At 68.4% G+C, this 19146-nt stretch carries 14 protein-coding genes and 2 pseudogenes; 9 read left to right on the top strand and 7 right to left on the bottom strand.

All coding sequences use genetic code 11. The features are described from left to right. Window positions 1-94: 94 nt before the first annotated feature. Genes ACIBQ8_RS50815 through ACIBQ8_RS50805 form a run of 3 tightly spaced genes read right to left on the bottom strand, consistent with a single transcriptional unit; the run spans window position 95 to window position 2509 of the window. The gene (locus tag ACIBQ8_RS50815) at window positions 95-556 is read right to left on the bottom strand and encodes a hypothetical protein (protein ID WP_397195864.1); all 462 of its coding nucleotides are present in this window, start codon (window positions 554-556) and stop codon (window positions 95-97) included. Continuing rightward, complete coding sequence (locus ACIBQ8_RS50810) at window positions 553-1314, bottom strand: class I SAM-dependent methyltransferase (RefSeq protein ID WP_358299919.1); 762 nt, start codon at window positions 1312-1314, stop codon at window positions 553-555. The genes ACIBQ8_RS50815 and ACIBQ8_RS50810 overlap by 4 nt, the downstream gene beginning before the upstream one ends. Further along, complete coding sequence (locus ACIBQ8_RS50805; RefSeq protein WP_397195863.1) at window positions 1298-2509, bottom strand: MFS transporter; 1212 nt, start codon at window positions 2507-2509, stop codon at window positions 1298-1300. The genes ACIBQ8_RS50810 and ACIBQ8_RS50805 overlap by 17 nt, the downstream gene beginning before the upstream one ends. 49 nt (window positions 2510-2558) lie before the next feature. Between ACIBQ8_RS50805 and ACIBQ8_RS50800 the strand changes: the two genes are divergently transcribed. Next, on the top strand, window positions 2559-2942 hold the full coding sequence (locus ACIBQ8_RS50800; protein WP_358299925.1) for a MerR family transcriptional regulator: 384 nt from the start codon (window positions 2559-2561) through the stop codon (window positions 2940-2942). Next, the gene (locus tag ACIBQ8_RS50795) at window positions 2854-3615 is read left to right on the top strand and encodes a methyltransferase (protein WP_397178966.1); all 762 of its coding nucleotides are present in this window, start codon (window positions 2854-2856) and stop codon (window positions 3613-3615) included. The genes ACIBQ8_RS50800 and ACIBQ8_RS50795 overlap by 89 nt, the downstream gene beginning before the upstream one ends. On the opposite strand, the gene ACIBQ8_RS50790 is transcribed toward ACIBQ8_RS50795, so the two are convergent. Further along, window positions 3573-10292 (bottom strand): LamG-like jellyroll fold domain-containing protein, encoded by a 6720-nt coding sequence (locus tag ACIBQ8_RS50790; protein WP_397195862.1) that lies wholly within the window; start codon window positions 10290-10292, stop codon window positions 3573-3575. The two genes, ACIBQ8_RS50795 and ACIBQ8_RS50790, sit on opposite strands and share 43 nt — an antisense overlap. Before the next feature lie 921 nt (window positions 10293-11213). On the opposite strand from ACIBQ8_RS50790, the gene ACIBQ8_RS50785 reads away from it, so the two are divergent. Further along, the gene (locus ACIBQ8_RS50785; RefSeq protein WP_397195861.1) at window positions 11214-11450 is read left to right on the top strand and encodes a hypothetical protein; all 237 of its coding nucleotides are present in this window, start codon (window positions 11214-11216) and stop codon (window positions 11448-11450) included. Between the two features lie 27 nt (window positions 11451-11477). Here the strand turns inward: ACIBQ8_RS50785 and ACIBQ8_RS50780 are convergent, their stop codons facing one another. Further along, window positions 11478-11930 (bottom strand): tyrosine-type recombinase/integrase, encoded by a 453-nt coding sequence (locus tag ACIBQ8_RS50780; protein ID WP_397195871.1) that lies wholly within the window; start codon window positions 11928-11930, stop codon window positions 11478-11480. Between the two features lie 23 nt (window positions 11931-11953). Then, window positions 11954-12274 carry a hypothetical protein gene (locus tag ACIBQ8_RS50775; protein WP_397195874.1) on the bottom strand — a complete coding sequence of 107 codons (321 nt, stop codon included), beginning with the start codon at window positions 12272-12274 and terminating at the stop codon, window positions 11954-11956. Window positions 12275-12293: 19 nt separating this feature from the next. Between ACIBQ8_RS50775 and ACIBQ8_RS50770 the strand changes: the two genes are divergently transcribed. From ACIBQ8_RS50770 to ACIBQ8_RS50745, 6 genes and pseudogenes are all read left to right on the top strand, one after another. Next, the gene (locus ACIBQ8_RS50770) at window positions 12294-12677 is read left to right on the top strand and encodes a class F sortase (RefSeq protein WP_397195860.1); all 384 of its coding nucleotides are present in this window, start codon (window positions 12294-12296) and stop codon (window positions 12675-12677) included. 110 nt (window positions 12678-12787) lie between these two features. Next, window positions 12788-12985 (top strand): annotated as a pseudogene (locus tag ACIBQ8_RS50765) (macro domain-containing protein); the annotation flags it as partial. A gap of 578 nt (window positions 12986-13563) precedes the next feature. Beyond that, window positions 13564-14067: a hypothetical protein gene (locus ACIBQ8_RS50760; protein ID WP_397195873.1), complete on the top strand. Its 504-nt coding sequence runs from the start codon at window positions 13564-13566 to the stop codon at window positions 14065-14067. A 311-nt stretch (window positions 14068-14378) separates the two neighbouring features. Continuing rightward, window positions 14379-16139, top strand: a complete 1761-nt coding sequence (locus tag ACIBQ8_RS50755; protein ID WP_397195859.1) for a hypothetical protein — start codon at window positions 14379-14381, stop codon at window positions 16137-16139. 227 nt (window positions 16140-16366) lie between these two features. Next, window positions 16367-16570, top strand: a pseudogene (locus ACIBQ8_RS50750) (transposase); the annotation flags it as partial. A gap of 1195 nt (window positions 16571-17765) precedes the next feature. Beyond that, window positions 17766-18041: a hypothetical protein gene (locus ACIBQ8_RS50745; protein ID WP_397195858.1), complete on the top strand. Its 276-nt coding sequence runs from the start codon at window positions 17766-17768 to the stop codon at window positions 18039-18041. A gap of 179 nt (window positions 18042-18220) precedes the next feature. On the opposite strand, the gene ACIBQ8_RS50740 is transcribed toward ACIBQ8_RS50745, so the two are convergent. Further along, window positions 18221-18862, bottom strand: a complete 642-nt coding sequence (locus ACIBQ8_RS50740) for a histidine phosphatase family protein (protein WP_397195856.1) — start codon at window positions 18860-18862, stop codon at window positions 18221-18223. Between the last annotated feature and the right edge of the window lie 284 nt (window positions 18863-19146).

Genomic DNA, 19146 nt, shown 5'->3' with positions numbered 1-19146 from the left:
CACACCGTCGCCGCCCAGCGGGTCGCTCAGGCGGGCGCCCAGGCTGAGCCCGATCACCGCGGCCGCGTTCACCGCCGGCGGGGGCTTGAGGTCGTCACGAGTTTCGTGGCCATGGGCGTGGTCGATCCTCCTTTCTCGTCACAGAGAAGCGGAGGCCGAGGGAATGGTGTCGAGGCGGCGCCGGGCCCAGCCGCGATGCCGCCTGGGCGGGTGTCACCTGCTGACAGTCCGCCGCGTGGAGGGGGTCGGCGACGGTGTTCTCGATGGACTCGACGCGCTTGCGCGCCTCCAGGGCGGTGCCGTGGTGCACTTCCATGCTGATCGCGTTGACGACGGCGCCCGCGTTGACGACGTAGTCCGGCACCCACACGATGCCGCGTCGGTGCAGGAGGTCGGCGACGTCCGGGGTGGCGAGCTGGTTGTTGGCGGGTCCGGCGATGGCGGCACAGCGCAGCTCGGGCACGATCTGCTCGGTGAGGACTCCGCCGAGCACGGCGGGGACGAGCAGATCGCCGGCTCTGGCCCGGTCGAGCGGGCCGGCGAAGTGGACGGTCACCTCTCCGCTCCGGCCTTCACCGCGATCAGCAGACGCATGCCGCGCGGACCGGTCTCGTCGCGCCGCACCGCAAGTCCGGCCGCCGCGCATTGGGCGGCGAGCCAGTCGGCGCCGAGGCGGAGCTTGGGGTAGCTGCTGGCCTGCTGGTTCCAGGTGTCCCCGGTACGGGTGTACAGCACGTCGTGGACGAGGACGGTGTCGCCGCCATAGTCCAGGAAGCAGGTGAGCAGTCGATCGGCGGTGCCGCGGACGAGGATGAACCGGTCGGTGCCGGTCAGGGGCAGGGTGAGGTCGCGGTAGGTGATCACCAGCCTGCCTCCCTCGGCGAGGGCTACGGCGATGTCGCCGAGCAGGGCGATCACGTCGTCCTTGCTTGTCAGATGGGTCAGCGTGTCGCCCATGCAGACGATGACGTCCACGTCGCCGGGCCGGGTGATCAGAGGAAGCGCGGTGCGGATGTCGGCCTGGACGGGGCGGATCGCGGGGTCTCCATCTGCTGCGGCGGCCAGCTCGTCGAGCAATGCCTTGCTCGTGTCGACGGCCAGCACGGGAGAGAAGCCCAGCCGGGCCAGGGCCAGGCTCTGGTTGCCCGGACCGCAGCCGAGGTCGACGGCGGTGGCGCCGGAGGCTGTCGGAGCGACGCCGAGGCTGCGCAGCAGGTCGGCTTGCTCGGCGGCCAGGGCGGCCAGGTCGCCGCCGAGCATCCAGGTGTAGTGCCGGGCGAGCAGCCGGTCGTAGTGGTCAGCGGCCAAGGTCATGGGTCTTCCTCACTGTTGTGGATGCGGCCGGGCGCTCCGGTGGCCTCGTGGCGGAGGCGCGCCTGGGCACGGCCAGGTAGGACAGCAGCAACCCGGCAGCGCTGAGCACGGCTCCGGCCAGGCCCGTCCAGCGCAGTCCGGCGGCGGTCACGACGCCGGCGCCGATCATCGAGCCCACCGCGTGGGCGAGCATGAACGCGGCCACGTTGATCGTGACCGCCAGGGTCGGGGCAGCGCCCGCGCGTTGCACGATCAGGGTCTGCAACGGAGCGACGGTGGCGGTGGCCAGCAGCCCGAGCTCGAGCACCGCGGCGGCCGCCATGGGTTTGTGCACGACGGCCAGCGGCAGCACGGCGAGCAGCGCGGTCAGGGAGGCGAAGATGCCGCGCAGCGTCGCCCCCACGGACCGGTCGGCGAGCCGTCCGGCGACGAGGTTGCCCAGCAGGCTTCCCACTCCGTAGGCCAGCAGCAGCCAGGAGACCACGGACGGGGTGAACCCGCTCACCTGGACCAGCATCGGCGCCATGTACGTGAACACCGCGCCGACCCCGGCGAAGCCGACGGCCGTGGTGGCGATGGCCACCAGCACCGGCCGCCGGGCCAGCACCGAGAGCTCTGCGGCGACGCTCGTGAGCTGCGCCGGGACGCGCGGCAGCGTGAACGCGAGCAGTGCCAGGCATGCCAGTGCCAGCGCGGCCAGCACGGCGAAGGGGAAGCGCCAGCCCAGGTTTTGGCCGAGCGCCGAACCGAGCGGTACCCCGAGCAGGTTGGCCACGGTCAGTCCGGAGGTCACGGCGGCGATCGCGGAGCCGGCCCGCCCGGGACCGGCCACGCTGGTGGCCGCGATCAGCGTCAACGCGAAGAACGTGGCATGGCCGATCGACGAGACGACCCGCCCGGCCAGCAACACCGGGTAGTTCGGCGCCAAGGCGCTCACCACGCTGCCCACGACGAAGACCGCCATCAGGGCGAGCATGAGCCCTTTGCGCGGCAGTCGCATGGTGGCGATCGCCACCAGCGGCCCGGCGACCACGGTGCCGAGCGCGTAGGCGGTCACCACCTGCCCGGCCACGGCGACCGAGACCCCCAGATCGGACCCGATCTGCGGCAGCAGGCCGGCGGCCAGGAACTCAGCGGTGCCGACGACGAAGACGCTCACGCACAGAGCGGCAAGCACCGGAAACGTTCGCCTCATGCGGGGAGGTTAGACTCTGACATCCATGTCAGAGTCAAATGGAGGCGTCGTGCGTATCGGGGAGCTGTCGTGTCGTACCGGGGTTCATGAGCGGCTGCTGCGTTACTACGAGAAGCAGGGCCTCCTGTGGCCGGAACGAGCGGCCAGCGGTTACCGCTACTATCAGGAATCGGATGTCGACACCGTCCTGCGCATTCGCCGTCTGCTGTCGGCCGGGCTCAACACCGAGACCATCGGGCAGGTGCTGCCCTGCATACGGGTCAAGGCCGGGAACCTGGTGCCCGTCTGCCCGGAGATCATCGACGAGCTGCAACACCAGCGTGAACGCATCACCCGCGCCATCGATGAGTTGCAAGCCTCGCGTGACCTACTCGACGCCGTCATCGCCGCCGCGCCCCTCACCGTCTCCTCGTCGGCCGCCCCCGCCTCCTGACGATCCACCAGGCCCCGTCGAGGCCGGCCGTCCGGCGAGCGTCCGGTTGAGGACCTCGGCGAACTGCTCGGCATGGGGCAGCGTGGGGCGCAAGCTGGAAGCCAGCCCGGGTGTGCACCGGCCGTCGACTTTCTCCGCCTTTCTCGCCTCCACCTTGGACGACACCCGAGACCAGGTCGTATTGGACGCGGGGTGCGGAGCTGGCCTGATCACTCTGGCCGCCTTGACCGCTGGAGCCCGGCACGTGATCGCTCAGGACCATGACGGGGCCGCGCTTGCCGACACCGCCCGCAACGTCATCCCGTTCCTCGGTCACGAGGCTCGCAAGCGACTCACCCTCTGGGAGGCCGACTGGCGTCTCCTTGCCCCGATGAGCGCAGATCTTCTCGCCGTCAATCCGCCGCAACGTCCCACTACGGGTCCGCACCACCGGGTGGAGACCTGCTGCGGGATCGGCATATGGGGCAGGTCTTGCGGAAGCCATCGCACGGTGCCCCAGGTGGCGGTCCTGATCAGCAGTGCGGCGGGTATGACCCGCCACCACCAGACCCGGCAGCCTCGACGGGGAGGCCACACCACCGTCGTCCCGGGCCGGGTGGGACGACGGTGGTTGGTCGGTGGCCTGGTGGGTCATGTCACGGTGAGGGTGAGGGCTCCTGCCAGGGTGGTGTAGCCGTTGTTGTGGAGGTACCAGGCCGCGTAGGTTCCCGCGGACAGGCTGCTGGTGGGCAGGGTGATGCTGCCGCTGGCGCCGGGGGCGTACTTGTAGGTGAGGGACTCTTTCACGCCGGGCTTGTCGCCGACGTGGTAGAGGCCGATCCAGTTCTTGTCGCTGACGGTGGCGGGGGCGGTGGAGTACTTCAGGGTGAAGTTCGTCCCCTTGGCGACGGACGCTGCGGTGGTGGTCAGCGTGTTCGTCTGCTCCGGCTCCGGAGTCGTAGCGGGAGCCGGAGCCGGTGTGACGGCGGGGGCTTCTGGGACGAGTTCGTAGTAGGCCGCCAGGCGGTCCACGACGGTGTCGGTGTAGGGGACAAGGCGGGTGAAGTGCGTGGCGAGGGCGGTCCTGACCGCTGTGCTCAGGGCGTTGTAGCTTGCGGTGGCTCCGGTCAGGTGGGGTTTCAGGCGGTGGATGAGCTCGTAGTCGCTGGCGATGCCGAGGCTGCCCATGGCCTGGGACAGGGACGGGGTGGTGGTGGCGGCGGTGTCCTGGACACGGCTGACGAAGGTGACGCGGTGCAGGATGCGCCAGCAGGGCGGTTTGCGGTCGGACTGGCGGGCCCGCTTGAGCGCCAGCGCGTTGGGGTCCTTACCGCGCTCCAGCCACTCGGGGTCGATGACCTTGCCGTAGAAGTCTTCGAAGTTGTCGGTGCTGGTGTCGAGGTAGAGGCTCATGAAGCGGTAGGCGTCGACGCGGCCGGGCACCAGGGTCGGCTTGCCGTCGGCGTCGAACAGGGGGGTGTCGCCGTCGAACTTCTGCAATCGGGCGCCGGGCGCGCAGCTGACGTCCAGGCTGAAGGTGCGGGTGGCTTCTTTGGATTTGCTGCGGGTGATGCTGTAGCCGGTGCCCATGGAGGCTTCGACGCCGAACTTGCAGCCGAAGCCGCCTACTTCGAAGCCGAGGCCGAAGGTGCCGCCGATGGTGCCGTTGAAGGTGTAGGAGCCGGTGGTGGTCTCGGTGACCTGGTCGGTGGTGCCGGTGGTCTCGGCGAAGAATCCGCCGGCGGCGGTCCACACGTAGGTGTTGACGATGTTGCGGCGTGCGGCCGATCGGATGGCCGCCCGTCCCTTCTCGGGGTTGCCGCCCTGGGTGACCTCGGCGCCGGTGCCGCCCATCATCCCGTTCAGCACCTTGGCCGCCTGGCCGTGGGTGGGATCGTAGGCGTGGGTCTCGGTGGAGACCGATTCGTAGAAGCCCTGTAGCTGCTGCTGCTCGCGCTGGATACGCTTCTTGATCCGATACGCCTCCACCGGCCGGAAGTAGCTGTATTCGCCGGGTACGCCGTCGGCGGCGTTGGGGAAGTCCGGGTCGGCGAAGGGCTGCAGGCCGTTGTTCGTCTCGTGCTCGCCGAAGCCGATGACGCCGTCCAGGGTGCCCTGCTTGGTGTAGCGGGGGTTGATCGGGAAGGGGATCAGGTTCCAGTCGCGGGGGATGTCGGGGCTGGGCAGCATCCGGTAGGCGACCAGGGCGCCGCTGTGCAGCAGGCGCAGCGCGTACAGGTCGGCGGTCTCGGACTGCACGACGGCGAACCCGACGTTGGCCGGCACCCAGCGCCGCCCGGCGACGGGGTTGACCTGCTTGGTGCTGTCGGGGTCCTCCCAGCCGCCGCTGAGTTTCACCGTGCTGGCGCGGGTGGTGTTGGTGCCCTGGCTCACCCTGGTCTCGTTGCTCCAGGTGTTGGAGTACTTGAGTTCGAGGCTGGCTCCGAAGGCAGCCGTCACTTCGGCGATGGGCTTGGCCGTGCCGGCGCCCAAGGGGGCGGTGACGGCCCAGACCTGGTCGTTGATCTCCTGGTCCCACTTGACCTTCAGGGAGGAGTCGACGCTGTGGTGCTTGTCGGAGGACAGGGCGTTGACGACCTCATCGGCCTGGACGAAGGCGATCGAGGATGCGCCCGCGTAGTCGTCGGCGGTCCCGGCGATGAGGTTCTCCGACGGGATCGGCGGGGCGCCTTCGATGTAGCCGATGAGCTGGGGGTCGAACTGGGCCTGTCCCACCCACGTGGTGGTCAGCTCGCCGACCTTGTAGCCGGTGCTCAGCATCCAGGATTTGTCGGAGCGCAGGTAGGTGTAGGCCCGCTTCAGCACTCCGATCACCGCGTCGTCGGCGATCCGCTGGATGTCGCCGTACTCGGTGGCGGCCGGGGTGTGGGCGATGGTGGTGTGGAAGGAGGTGCGGATCCCGGTCAGAGCGGAACGGATCTGGGCGGCGTCGGCGGAGATCGGCGCGGTGGACAGCACGATGTCGGGGGCCGGTGTCGACTGGGTCAGGTGATGACCGCCCAGGCTCGCATCCTTCACCTGCGCCCCGGCCAGGGTGTCGTCGGCGTCGAAGGGGTAGTAGGCCAGCAGCTCCTGGCGGTCGCCGCGGACGCGGCCGAACATGTTGTCCAGGATCTGCTCCTGGGTACGCGCGGTACGCCACACCCGGATCTCGTCCAGGTCGCCGGTGTAATTGTGGGCCACGATCGAGTTGGGAGATCCGGAAACCATACCCCCCTGCGACACGGTGCCGGGGACGGGGTCGCCGTTGCGGTAGAGGATGAAGCGGTTGCCTTGGGGGTCAGGGGTGCGGACGCGGGTGACCGAGTGCAGCGTGGCCGGGTAGGAGCCGCACAGATCCTCGCTGCGCGAGCCCTTCGCCTCGGGGAAGGTCCACCACGCGACCAGACCGGAGGCCTTGGCCGTGATCGGCGTACCGATCTGGTCGGCATCCCTGGCGACGTTCCAGATCCGCACCTCCGACAGCGTGCCCTGCAGGCGCTCCGACAGCGTGCCCGCCGTCGTGCCCGGCATCTTCCGGCTCAGTTCCACCGGCGAGTCGTTGCCGACCGGCTTGGCGCCGCTGTACCACTGCGATTCGCCGATCTTCTTTCCGTCGACGTAGAAGCAGATCTCCACCCGCTTTTCGGTGCCGGTGGGGTTTTTGCGGGTGACGGCGACCTTGTAGAACCGGCCCTTCACCAGGGGTATTTGCGCGGTGTAGACGTACTTCTCGACCTTTGAGCTGCCGGAGCTGGCCTCGAAGGCGAACTTCAACAGCGCCACTGACTGCGACGTCTCCACGTACAGGCAGTAGGGGACGGCCGTCTGGTTCCCGGCGTCGAACGTGCCCTTGCACACCAGTCCATGGCGGACGGGGAAGCTGAGGATGTTGAGCTTGTCGAGTTGCAGGAACGCCTCGATGGTCAGGTCGTCCACGATGTCCAGGCCGCCCGCGCCGCCGGCGTTCAGATATCCGGTGTCGTCCATGCTGATCGCCCAGTCCTGCTCGAACACCATCGCCAGATGCGCCCATTCGGCCACGGCGAACTTCTGGGTGGTGACGACGGTCTGATCGTTGACGCTCGCCTGGAGGAGGTAGCCCGCCTTGCCGGAGTCCAGCGTGGCGCTCACCAGGCCCAGGGAGTATGCGGTGTCGCCCACATCGGTGAGCAGGATGGAGTCCATCTCGCCGATGAAGGTCGGCTTGGCCCACGCCTCGATGGTCAGGTCCCCCGATGCGGCCAGGGCGGAGATGTTCTCCGTGTCCGACAGTTCCAGAGCGTGCCCGGCGGCGGTGTCGAAGGCGAACGCCCGCCCCGGGGCGTCACCGTGCCAGCGCGGCCCGAGTGGCTCGCTGACGTTCTCGGCGGTCCCGGCGGGCACCGCGGCGGTGGCGGTGCCCGCGTGGGCGCTGACGAGCAGTGAGCCGCGGGCCGGCGACATGCCCGGGACGTTGCAGGAAGCCAGTGTGTAGTCGTAGGCCCCGGTGCGGACCTTGGCGCCGGCCGTGGCGGTCAGCTTGCCGGTGGTCAGGGTGATCTGCGTGGAACCGGACTGGGCGGTGGCCACGGTGCGGCTGTCCTCGCCCACGGTGATGGCCGAACCCGCCACCAGGGTGGTCGTCAGCGGCTCGGCCAGCGTCACGGTCTCGTCCTTGATCAACAGGACGGTGCCCAGGTCGAATCCCTGTGAGGTGCCGTTCAGCACGGCCGCCAGCAGGTCGGCCCGATCGGGCACCGAGGTGAACGTCTCGACCGTCTTGTCCCGGGTGATCTTCACCGTGCACACGCCGGTCTCGCCGGCTTCCACCGTCACGGCGAAGTCGGCCAGGCTCATCGCGACGTCGCGGCCGGTCAGGCGTAGCGCGCCGCTCGGCAGTTCGATCTGCTTGACGGCGGGAGAGATGGTGGTGGCGTAGTAGACGGCGAAGAACTGACCGTCGCCGCCGCGAAAGTACAGCGCCACCTCACCGGTCGAGCAGTCAAGCAGCGCGGGTGCGTGAGTGGTCCAGGCGAAGGACAGCAGGGCTCCCAGCACGGTCAGGCCGGAGCGGTCGGTGCTCACCGCCGGCATCGCCAGGACCGCCTCGGCCGCGCCGAGCTGGCCGCCGCTGAGCGTGGCCAGATGGTTGCGCGCAGAATCCAGGGCCGCCTTGTCGTAGCCAAGCCGCCCCTGGGCCACCATCGAGGCATACCACTTCGGGGCCAGCAGGTCCTTTTCGGCCAGGAGCTTCCGCTCCTTCTCCCGGTCACCGGTCCAGTCGCGGGCGGGGCCTTTGATGTTGTTGTTGAGCGCGTGCAGGCTGAACAGGCCGCCGGAGTACACCTCGTGGTCGATCTGCCGCAACCGCGCGGTGTGAGCCGGAAGCTGAGCCGCCAGCGCCTGGTCGTTGTAGAGCTGGCCGCGCATCGTGGTGACGTCGTCCTGCGCCGCTTGGAGTTCGTCCTCGTCCTCGGTCGGGTCGGGTTGTCCGAGCCACGTCAGGTCGATCACGCCCGGCGCTGTGGCCAGCCGTCCCTCCTGTGACAGCGCGAAGTCCAGGGTCGCGATGTAGGAACGGTCGCTCGGTTCGCCCTCCGGCGGTGGCCCGGAGGTGGCGAAGGCCAGCAGCACCCGCGCCTGCCGTTTCTCCGGCGCGGGCTTGCCGGTGTACCCCGTCACCACCGGTTGCTGCTGGTAGTACAGGCTCGCGGCCAGACCGGAGACCACCTTGCGCCCGCTGATGGAGAACGATTGCCTGCTCACCCCTGGGCTGTCGTAGAGGGGCGCGCCCGAATCCGTCCAGACCACGCCATCCTCCAGCGTGCCGACGAACTGGTTGACGCCGCGGTCGCGTACCTGGGTGCCCGAGCCTTCGTCGAAGGGGAAGTAGGCGAACAGGTCCGGCTCCATACCGGTCAGCCGCTGCCCCCGGCCGGTGAAATCGGCGCGGGCGGCCTTCCAGATCCGCACCTCGTCGATCTGCCCGGTGAACGGGTCCATCGCTGTGCTGTTCGACGCGGTCCGCTTGCCGACCACGAGCTGGGCGCTGACCTCTACCGCCGTGGAGGTGGCCTGCGTGCCCACCGACACGCCGTCGACGTACAGACGCATCGCCGATCCGTCGAAGACCGCCGCCACGTGCGAGTAGGTCTTCATCGGGACCGCCGCGGTGGAGGTGAGGCTCTGCGAGCCGTGGCCGAACACCAGCTTGCCGTCGGCGTCCAGGCTCAGGTGGACCAGGGTGGCGGAGCCGGCCGTGTCGGTTCGGCCCACGATGAGCCCGCCCGCGGCGGTGGGGTTGATCCAGGCCTCCATCGTGTACGCCCCGGCTGGGGCCTTCGTGGCGGCCTTGCCCATGTAGGCCCCCGCCGGGGTGCTCCTGGTCCCGTCGAAGCGCAGCGCGGTGCCTCCCTGGTGCTGCGTCGGGCGGACCGGCACCAGCGGTTTGCCGGTGTGGGAGTCGATCCCGGGCGCACGCTCCAGCACCGAACTGGCATATTTCTCGTCCGGGCTGGTGTACAGCTGGGTGCCTTGGACGTTGAACAGCCCTTCGGGGCTCTGCTCCAGGTTGTAGCTGTGTACGACGCCGTCGCCGTCGGCGGTGAAGATCTGCCAGCGGGAGAGCCCCGACACCGCGGTCGGCAGCAACGACACCGAGAACATCCCGCCGTCGAGCTTGCCCGCGAACGACAGTTTCATGGTCGGCTCGAAGAACAGCCGCCCCTCCATGTCTCGGGTGCCCAGCGTGTCGCCACCGGAGGCGGGCGCGACCCGGCTGCGGCTGCGCTGGTAGCGCACCTCCACGACCGGCTTGAGTTCGTCGCCGACCAGCACGAACCGGTCGCACAGCAACTCGGAGTCGGTCATGGCGACCTTGGCCCCGCCGACCTCGGCGAAGTCCTCACGCGCCGGGTCTCCCGACCAGGCACCCCCGGTCGTCTCATACACCGACCCCTCGTCACCGGCGGCGATCGACTGACGGAACACCAGGATGTGCCGGCCGTCCGACAGCACCTGCAGGGGGAAGGCAGAGGTCAGCCGGGCCGTCGTGGACAGGAACGGGTGATCCTCCCCGGCCAGCAACTGCTCGGACGGCGCCACCTCCGCAAGGCCGCGCTTCTTGACCGTCGGCATGGCCGCCGCCGCCGGTATCTCCGCGCCCACGTCGACGATCTCGGCGGGGAAGGACAGCACGCCCGGGTCGCTGTTCCAGTAGGCGGCGTCCAGCGCTCCCCGCGCCCGGTCGGCCTGGTCCAGGCTCAGCACGCTGTAGTAGACGACGCGCTCGGACATCGCGAAGGCGACGACCATGCCGTCGTGGCGGACCATGGTCGTGCAGGTGTACTCGCGGTCTTTATAGACCTTCACCAGATTCTCGTCGTGCACGGGGTGAACTCCTCCACTGTTGAGCCCCCGAAGAACGCAGGAATTCGCGCAGCACAAAACCAAGGCAACGCGGCCGGATTGAACGCACGCGTGAACACGCTCACGCGGAACGACGTGAATACGCGCCGCCCATCGGCGACGCGCGCACAACAACGACGTGACCGTCACACGTCGGTACTCGCAAGCGACACAAGCAACCCAATGCCGCGCGAGCAGGCAGCCCCGCCGCCGCCCTCACCTGGGCGGACAGCCATCACCCCCCAACTCGATCCACCCCAGCATGCGCTGACAGTGTCACCAGGTCATCAGATACACCTTGTCCACATCCGGCCACTTTGTGACGGTGACGGCCAAGGCGCCGGAGTGGAAGAAGGCCCCTGGCGACACAACGCTCTTCACGCCGTCCTGAAGATCGTTTCAAATGGGTTCAGGAGCGGAAGAGGGCGCTCCGCCCCTGACGGAGGAGGGTGAGGGCGTCCGGGGAGGGGTGTGCCACGCGCCCTGGGCGAGGAGTTCGAGGCGCAGCAGCTCGTGGGCGCGCCTGCGCTTCACCCGCCTACGCCAGGGTGGAGCCGACCCTGCCCAAGTCCAAGCCCTCCTCGGCCTGGACTCCATCGAAACTGCCGCCCGCTACTTCCGGCCGGGCAGAGCGGACAAGCCGAAGTCATCGAGCAAGTCCTCGAGCAGCCTTCACGTTCCCACGGCTTCTCCCGGTCTCCGAGTGCGCGACGGGGTGCTCCAGGACCTGGCCTGAACCAGCCATGCCCGCATGGACATTCGTCGATGAATGTCGCTATCGTCCGTGCCAGGGCGATCAGGGATGTTCGGAGAACAGGGCCAATAGCGCGGCGGCCAGGGCTCGTCCGCGAGCTGGAGAGCTGCGGGTCGCCGAGCCGGATGCGGGTGTCGTGGTGGTGCAGCATGACGGTCCCGTCCGGCTCCCTACACCTCGACACCGGCCACACCTCGCCGGACGACTCGCCCGGAACCCGCACGGGGGACATCGAGGTCGAAGCGTTCGGCTTCAACGTCGGCCCGAAGCTGGTCAACGGAGCAACGGCCGCGGGGTTCGCCGGAACCGGCCGGCTGACGCTGCACACCTGCAGGTCCACGGGTCCAGCCGAGATACGGGTAAAACCGGCCATGAGTCGATCTTGACGCCCGTTTCCGCAGGCAAGTGGGCGGTCAGCGGTCAACCGTGATCAATTTGATGGCGTCCTCCTTGTCCTTGTCGGAGGGCAAGCTGTATCGGCGGGTGGTCTCCAGGCGGGCGTGGCCAAGGATCTCGGCGACCAGGACCAGGTCGGTCTTGCCGCGGACCAGCGTGGTGGCGAGTGTGTGGCGCAGGATGTGTGCCGTGGTGGGGTCGTCCAGCCCGGCTGTCTGGGCGATCTCGGCGATGATGCCGCCTGCAGCGCGAGTGGTCAGCCGTCCGCCCTTGGCGTTGAGGAACAGGGCCCGGTTGTCGCCGGCGTGGGGCCAGTTGGGGCGTTCGTCGAGCCAGAGTTGCAGTTCGGTGCGGAGTTTGGGGTGGATGTCGACTTCGCGGAACTTGTCGCCCTTGCCGTACAGGCGTAGCCGGCCTTTGCGGGCCGACATCTGGATGTCGTCGACGTCGAGGCGGACGACCTCGCTGATGCGGGCGCCGGCGTAGTACGGGATCAGCGCGATGCACCGGCCCCGGGGGACAGATGCGCCTCCACGGCGCGCAGCCAGCGGATGCGGGCGCGTTCCTCCAGGGCGCGCGGTGCGCTTTTGGGCAGGTCTTCGCGGGCGATGTCGGCCTTGCCCAGGCCCCGGCGGACGTGGAAGTCGTCCAGCGCGGTGAGGGTGGAGTTGACGTAGACGCGGCTGCGCTTGGCGGGGCCGTCGCGCAGCAGCCACATCCGGTAGTCGCGCACCGCCCAATCCCGCGCCTGCCGGTCGGCGAGAGGATCGGCGGAATTGGTGGCGGCGTGGTCGGCCAGCCAGGACAGGAACATGCGTACCCGGGAGCGGTAGGTGCGCGTGATCGAGCCGCCTCCGTTGGAGGAGACCAACCTGGTCGGTTGGTACGGCTTGGGCCCCTCCCCGGGCCAGGTCGGCCCGGCCGTCCTGCTCGGACACGTGGACACGCGTACCGGGCCGGCTGTCTTCGCCCGCCTGCGAGAGCTTCGACCGCAGACCCTGATCACCATCACGCATTCGGACGGCACCAGCGAGAGGTTCCTCGTCGAGCGAGTCGAGAAGGTCGCCAAGACCTCGTTCCCGACCGCCAAGGTTTACGGCGCGACCCGGAATGCGGAGTTGCGCATCATTACTTGCGGCGGGGCCTTCGACCACCAGGCCCGCAGCTACGCCGACAATGTGATCGTGTACGCGAGTCTCCAGCAGACCAGCGCTTGAGTGCCACAACGAGCCACGAAGGTGCCGCCGCCAGTCGTCACAGTGATCGCGCTCGGCGACCCAGTCCTTAAGGGGCGAGGGAATCTGATCGATCTCCGCTTCGGGCCGCAATGCCCGCAGCGGGGCCGGGTCGGCCGTCACGATGGGCAGCCCGCGACGGCGTGCCGCGTGAGCACTGGCGCCAGTCCTCCCGCCTGGACGACATCCGCGACGGCCTCGACGACCTGGCGCGCCTCCTGGTGAAGCTGAACATCACCAGCGTCGCGGTGCCTCCGCTGGGCTGCGGCAACGGCGGACTGCAATGGTCGGTCGTCCGGCCCCTCATCATCGAGAAACTCGCTCCCCTGGACATCGACATCCGGCTGTACCATCCCGGCACGCCCGCCGCCCGTGACATGATCACCCGGACGGTGCCGCCCGCTCAGACCACGCCACGACATGGAGGTCGCGCCGATGCCGGTCCGCACCCGAGCAGGCGCAGCCCAGCGGGTCGAAACTGCGAGGTGCTGAGGACCGGTGTTGCACCGTCCGGCCCCCCGTGCCGCCTCATCCTGAGCGTCCTGGGTACCGCCATCGAGCTGCTCGGAAATCACCGCGCTACCCTCGTACGTCGCCCCTTTTCGGGGCTGGCGCCCACTTGCTGCACGACTGAGAGTCGCCAAAGCTGCCGTTCGCCAACGGCGTGGCTCCGCCTTTCACCGAAGGGCGCACAGCGCGACCGCTTCTTTCCGTCCCCCTGCTCAGCGATTCAGATCCATGGTCCTGTCTTTCAGGCCAGCTTGCCGGACTGGAGTGGGGTGCTACTTGTTGGAGGAGGCGTCAATCCACGAAGTGGCCGCACACGGATCAGACGCCATGTTGATGACTTCTCAGTCCAAGGAGTGCTGTGGGCGCAGAAGCAGTCATTGCTCTGGCTGCGGCAGTCATTGCCCTCGCGGCGCTCTTCGTTGCGATCTTCGAGGTTCGCGCTACGCGTCGCCACAACCGGCTGTCCGTACGCCCGGTCCTCCAGTGCCGAGTAACTCTTCGCGAGGGGGAACCATCGGGCCTGTCGATCACAAATGCTGGCCTCGGCCCAGCTGTCATCGTGGAAACCCGCGTCTGGTTGGACGGCGTCCTGATGGGGCCTTGGAATCGGGAATGCACCATCGAGGTCATCAAACGGCTCAAGAAGCAGCCAACCACGTCCACTCTCGTAGAGGGGTCGACGCTCTCCCCGGGTACTCAGAAGCTGCTGTTGGGCCTGAGCTCATACATGCCCAGTGAGAACCCGGACTTCAAGACGCTCCTGGAGACTCGCCTCGACCTTGAAGTACGCTACGAATCGCTGTATGGCGGAGAGAATCTCATGGTCACCACGAGGTCGCCCGGATGGCGGTCCCAGCCGTAAGCCCGCCGCTCGAAGCGCCCCCTCGTCCTCAGAGCGATCCTCGCCCCAGAGCTTCTCGCTGGAGGGCGCCCGACGGGATCGACTCCGGCGGAGGAAGGCCCCGCCCAGGACGAGGCACTCGTGGTGCCACGGCCTCTTTAGCTGGAAGCGGCTGGGAGCTTGGTCAGGAAAACTCCTGCAGGCATTTTGCCGGTACTCCCACGAGATGTGGGCGCGGCCTGTCGCAGGAGGGTGGGCGGCCAGTTGGCGGAGAAGCGGGCTCGTTCCTCAGCAGGAGGCAGGCCACGTGAGGGTTGCTCATAGTTGACGGCATGACGCGAAGATCCTTACGTCGGCCCCTCCCCCGCGCCCTCACCGCGGGAGCCCTCGCCATCGCCCTGGTCGCGAGCTCCGGCTTCACGCCCGCGAACGCCGCTCCCATCACCGACGTCCCGCTGCTCGACGACTACGACGCCGAGTCGCTGGCGAACCTCCCCACCGTCGGCGGTCTGAGGTACCTGGCTCAGCGGTACGCGCCGACCGACACCTGCCCGCCGGCCGGCACCGGGCCGGGCGGGCCGCTGTTTTGGGGGGACGACAAACCCGTCCAGTTCCGCCAGGGCGTCCCCCGGCCGGGGCAGAGGATCGTGAAGATCATCATCATGGGCGATTCGTACATGTCAGGTGAGGGAGCGGGAGACTACTACAACAGGCGCGGCTTCCTTCCCGAACCCCGCGAGCCGGGAGGGCTGGGCGGGGAGACCTACCCGGCGGCCGGGCACACCGAGGACGACTACACCGAGGACTTCCGTCACCGTTCGGCGAACGCGGCGGTTCTGCAGGCCATCGACCTGCTGCGCCGGGCCAACCCGGAGGTCTTCTTCGACGTGCGGTTCAACGCCTCCTCCGGCGCCGCCAGCGAGCACTTCTTCGTGGGCCAATATGATCACTCCCGCGTCAATCCGCCCCAGAACCAGGGAGTGGACGAGGCCACCGACCTGGTGATCTCCGGCTTCGGCGGCAACGACGTCGAGTTCGGGCCCATGCTGAACGCCGTGCTCGACAAGCCCAGTGACATCAGTAACATCGAGGCGCGCATCCGGCCACTGCTCGACACCACCCGCACCTCGCAGCAGGAATGGGACGACTCGCAGCCGCCGCGCCCCCCGTTCGTCCGCCCGCTGACGCAGCCCGCCACCTTGTCGGCCAGGCTGGTGCAGCTGGTTCGGGCGATGCACGCCGCCTCCAACGGCAAGACCAGGGTGATGATGGTCAACTATCCGCAACCCGTCAAGGTCGGCCTGCACCCGGGCGGCCTCATGGGCTGGCTGACGAACATGTGGCCTGAAGCCTGGACCCACGCCGCGAAGCTGGCTCCTCAGCTGACCGCCTCCGTCAAGAAGGCGCAGCAGGTCCTGGCCGACCACGGGATCGCCGCCGACGTGCTGGACCTGGAGAACGCCTTCGCCGGCCACGAGCTGGGGACCAAGGCCCCCTACATCCGCAACGTCAACTGGAGACTGGCCGCGGCTGGGGACGACCTCAACCAGAAGCAACAGACAGGACATCCCAACCAGGAGGGCCAGAAGGCGCTGGCGGGCCACTACGCCCTGATGATCGCCGGTGAGCTCGGGCTGCGGCTCAAGGCGTCCGACGGGGCGCCTCCACCGGCCAGGGCGGCACAGCCGTGCGACGGCGGTCCCAGCGACCGTCACTACCTGCCCGCCAAGGCCACCCAGAGCGGCGGGTCAACCGGCGGCACCGGCGGCGGAGGGGGAGGCGGCGGCACCAGCACCCCCAACGTGGGGCCGCGTTCGACGATGACCTTCGTCAACATCGACCCGCCGCTGTCCCAGCCCACGAACCCCGGCCCCCATCCCACCCCCACCGGCTCGCAACCCTCCCCCGGGACGTCGGATCCTGGGACCCCGCGCTGGACCATCTATCCGGTCGACACCGTCCAGCCCACCACGCCGACCATCTCCTTCGACCTGACCCAGCCGCTGCCCTACCTGTGGCCTGTGGGCGGTGGGTCGAGCTCGTACCGCGATGTCTTCGAGGTGAAGGTCAACGCCGCTCTGATCATGCAGTGATGATCGACACCGAGCGGATCGGCACCTGCTGAGGACCTGCCCTCGCCCTGAGCGCGCTCACCCAAGTCGCTGGCGTCGGGGCTTCGTGATCAGCCGAAGCAGCCTGAGCCCGATTGGCCCACGCTCGACCTGGGCGGAGGAACCTGATGCCGGTTCTGTGCGATCACGAGTGCGTCGGCGCGCTCATCCACGACGCCGGGGACACGTACTGGCTACTGGACTGGGCACGCCGCCGCACCGATGTGGTCGGCATCTTCCCCGACCGGCCCTCGATCGTCCGTCTGGTCGGCGTGGTGCTGGCCGAGCAGACCGACGAGTGGGTCGGAGCCCGCCGCTATATGGGCCTGGACATCCTGGCCAAGGCCCGCGTTCGGCTGATCGCTGGCGACACGCCAGCCCAGAGCCCGCTTCTGCAGACACTTACCGCTTAACCTGCAGAAACAGGATCACGCGAAGATCGATTCATACACCACGTCCGTGGACGTGACCCTCCCTGGTGATCACAGCCGGTAGAGCAGGCCGACTCCACCCTCGAAGGGATGGCCGGCGCCGACGCGTCTCCCGCCCAGCCCTGATGACCACCGCCTGTTCCATGCTTCCTTCCTGCAGGGGCGGCACGCTCTGGTCATCATGAGAGCGGGGCAGCGCCGACGCCTGACGTCCCTCTCTCAGCTGCGCGAGCGGCTGAGGGGCGCTGCCCCCGCGGCTCAGCCTGACGTTCCGGTGCTCATCTCCCGCTGCCCATAAGCTTCGTTCGGAGATCGCGACGGCGGCTCGGGCTGTGACGGGTGGCGGTGGCGGGGTCGAGGGACGCTTGCTCATGCGAAGGAAGCCATGCCTCTCCAGGACGCCGGCCAGAAGCTGGCCATCCTCGGTGAGGCAGAAGCCGACTCCTGCGCAGGTCGGGCAGGTGTCGCTTTCGTAGCGCTCACGTGGCCGCTGGGCATCGTGGTCGGCCAATGCCTCTTCGGCTGCCGCCACCTCGGCGGGGGACCTGCTCCGGAGAGGGGGCCGGCCCCGCGCCGTGGATCCCGACAACGTTCTCCAAGCCCGTCACCCACTGGGCGGGGCGGCAAGCCCGCCTTTTCCCGCTCCTCACGTGCGCGCGCCACCAGAATCGCCCACGTCTGATTCCAGCGGATCCATGCCACAGGCTCGCGCCGCCCCCACCCGCCACAGTCGCCGCACGAGGTCTCGATTTCCTGCAGCAACCGCTTCACGATCGACCCTGAGTGCTCATTCGGTTGCGATGAGTCGCTCATGGTGGACGACCGTATGCCGTACATCCCTGCACGTCCAGAGCCCCACCACACCACCGTCACCGGGCATGCCAGGCGGCACGGCGCGTGACGTGTGCAGGCGTCAGCGAGCCGCCGTCGTGTTCGCCCCAGGTGCCGGAGACACCGCAGGCGAGAGGCTGCGGCGGGCACGCTCAAGCGACCCCGCCAGCCTCATTCCCCATCCAAGGGGTGCGATGCGACGCCTTGGACGATATCTGGCGGCGGCCGCGGTCGTCCTGCGGATGCGCACGACGATCAGAGGTAGAGGTTTGGACGACGCGTGGAGGCCAGCCCTGGCAGAGCCGGTGCACCGACCGGCGGGCCGCTGCACCGCTACAGTGAGCGCATGGAGAGCTCAGCGGGGCCTCTGGAAGTCGCACTGATCAGGGCTGCTTTTCACGACGGCCGCCCGCGAACCGTGTCCGAGCTTGTGCTGGCCCTCTATCCTGCCAGGTGCGTGAATCCTGAGCTGCTCGAAGTGATCGACGCGCATGTCACGGCCGCCCTGGGCCACATGCTGGCCGCGGGCGACCTCGTGGAGGTCGTCGTCGACGAACCTGACGGCAGCGGCGGCGATGTGTGGTACGGGCTGTCGTCCTATCTGAAGACACGCCCCTGCTGACCTGCGACGAACTGGAAGACCGGCGGGGTCTGACCAGGCAGACGCAGGGGTGCCGGCCTGAGCAGAGGCGCTTGCCTGAACCTGAACTGGAGCGCTTCAGGTTGCCAGCGGACATCATGGCGCGTACGTTGCTTCGCCGCTTGAGTGGTGCGGCAAGCACGAAGCCGGCCACGAAGAGGTCAGCCAGCTCCGGCGGCCTCGAGATGGCGGGTATCACCGAGGTTGACGACCGTGCGGTAGCGGAAGTAGTCGTCTTCGCGCAGGGTGGTGATGCTGCCGGATGACACCCGGAAACTGGCATAGCCGACCGCCTTGATCGGCATCTTGATCCAAGATGCCACGACGAATGTCAGGGAGCCACCGTGCGTCACGATGATCTGGTGTTCACACGGGCGCTGCAAGATCTCGTCCATGGCCGCGTAGATGCGCTGCGCCAACACCGCCCTGGTCTCGGCACCCTCCACGCCCTCGTCGTGTTCCAACCGCTCCCCGACAGCCGGCGGCGGAACGAATCGCTGGTCCAGCCATTCCTGGGGCCTTCCCCCCGCCTCTCCGTAGGATTTCTCCCGCAGTCTGCGGTCCAGGATTGGCGTCACGCCGAAGAGCTCGCCGACCTGCTCGGCCGTTTGCCGGGTTCGCTGCAGATCCGAGGAGAACAGCTCCACATCGGCGTTGTCCGGAATCTGGGCCCGCAGCGCCTGGGCAGTGGAGGCTGCCGCGCTGAGGCCACCTGGTGTCAGCTGTGAATCATGCCAGCCGCCGACGACCCTCTCGACGTGGTGCGTCGCCTCCGGATGGGTGACGACGTAAAGGGTGCGCATGCGTGACTCTTCCTGTAGGGGGCTGTTCTTGGGTGATCGCAAGAGTGGTTCGTGAGTTCTCTGTGTTTCGGTGATCATGCCTCAGTCGCCGATCGTGGTCACGGGAATCGCGGCAACGGTAACTGTCCTGATGGCCCCCTCCTGCGCACCGTCCTGGCACAAGCGTCGTCATGACGGGGGCACGACGGCGAGGGCCCTGCCCCCGAGGTGTGGACACCTTGAGTACCGGATGATGGAGATCCGGAGACAAGGAGTTCCACGTGGCGATGAAGTCGTATCCGCCG

The organism is Nonomuraea sp. NPDC049646 (genome assembly GCF_044465525.1).
In the GTDB taxonomy this organism is placed as follows: domain Bacteria; phylum Actinomycetota; class Actinomycetes; order Streptosporangiales; family Streptosporangiaceae; genus Nonomuraea.
Note: the sequence above shows the minus strand (reverse complement) of the source record. Positions and strands in the feature narration are given on the sequence as shown.

Bases quoted from the DNA above. Each gene is read 5' to 3' on its own strand.
- ACIBQ8_RS50810 (WP_358299919.1), bottom strand. From the start codon at position 1,314: ATGACCTTGGCCGCTGACCACTACGACCGGCTGCTCGCCCGGCACTAC.
- ACIBQ8_RS50785 (WP_397195861.1), top strand. From the start codon at position 11,214: ATGACGGTCCCGTCCGGCTCCCTACACCTCGACACCGGCCACACCTCG.
- ACIBQ8_RS50795 (WP_397178966.1), top strand. From the start codon at position 2,854: ATGAGTTGCAAGCCTCGCGTGACCTACTCGACGCCGTCATCGCCGCCG.
- ACIBQ8_RS50775 (WP_397195874.1), bottom strand. From the start codon at position 12,274: ATGTTCCTGTCCTGGCTGGCCGACCACGCCGCCACCAATTCCGCCGAT.
- ACIBQ8_RS50745 (WP_397195858.1), top strand. From the start codon at position 17,766: ATGGAGAGCTCAGCGGGGCCTCTGGAAGTCGCACTGATCAGGGCTGCT.
- ACIBQ8_RS50740 (WP_397195856.1), bottom strand. From the start codon at position 18,862: ATGCGCACCCTTTACGTCGTCACCCATCCGGAGGCGACGCACCACGTC.
- ACIBQ8_RS50755 (WP_397195859.1), top strand. From the start codon at position 14,379: ATGACGCGAAGATCCTTACGTCGGCCCCTCCCCCGCGCCCTCACCGCG.
- ACIBQ8_RS50805 (WP_397195863.1), bottom strand. From the start codon at position 2,509: ATGAGGCGAACGTTTCCGGTGCTTGCCGCTCTGTGCGTGAGCGTCTTC.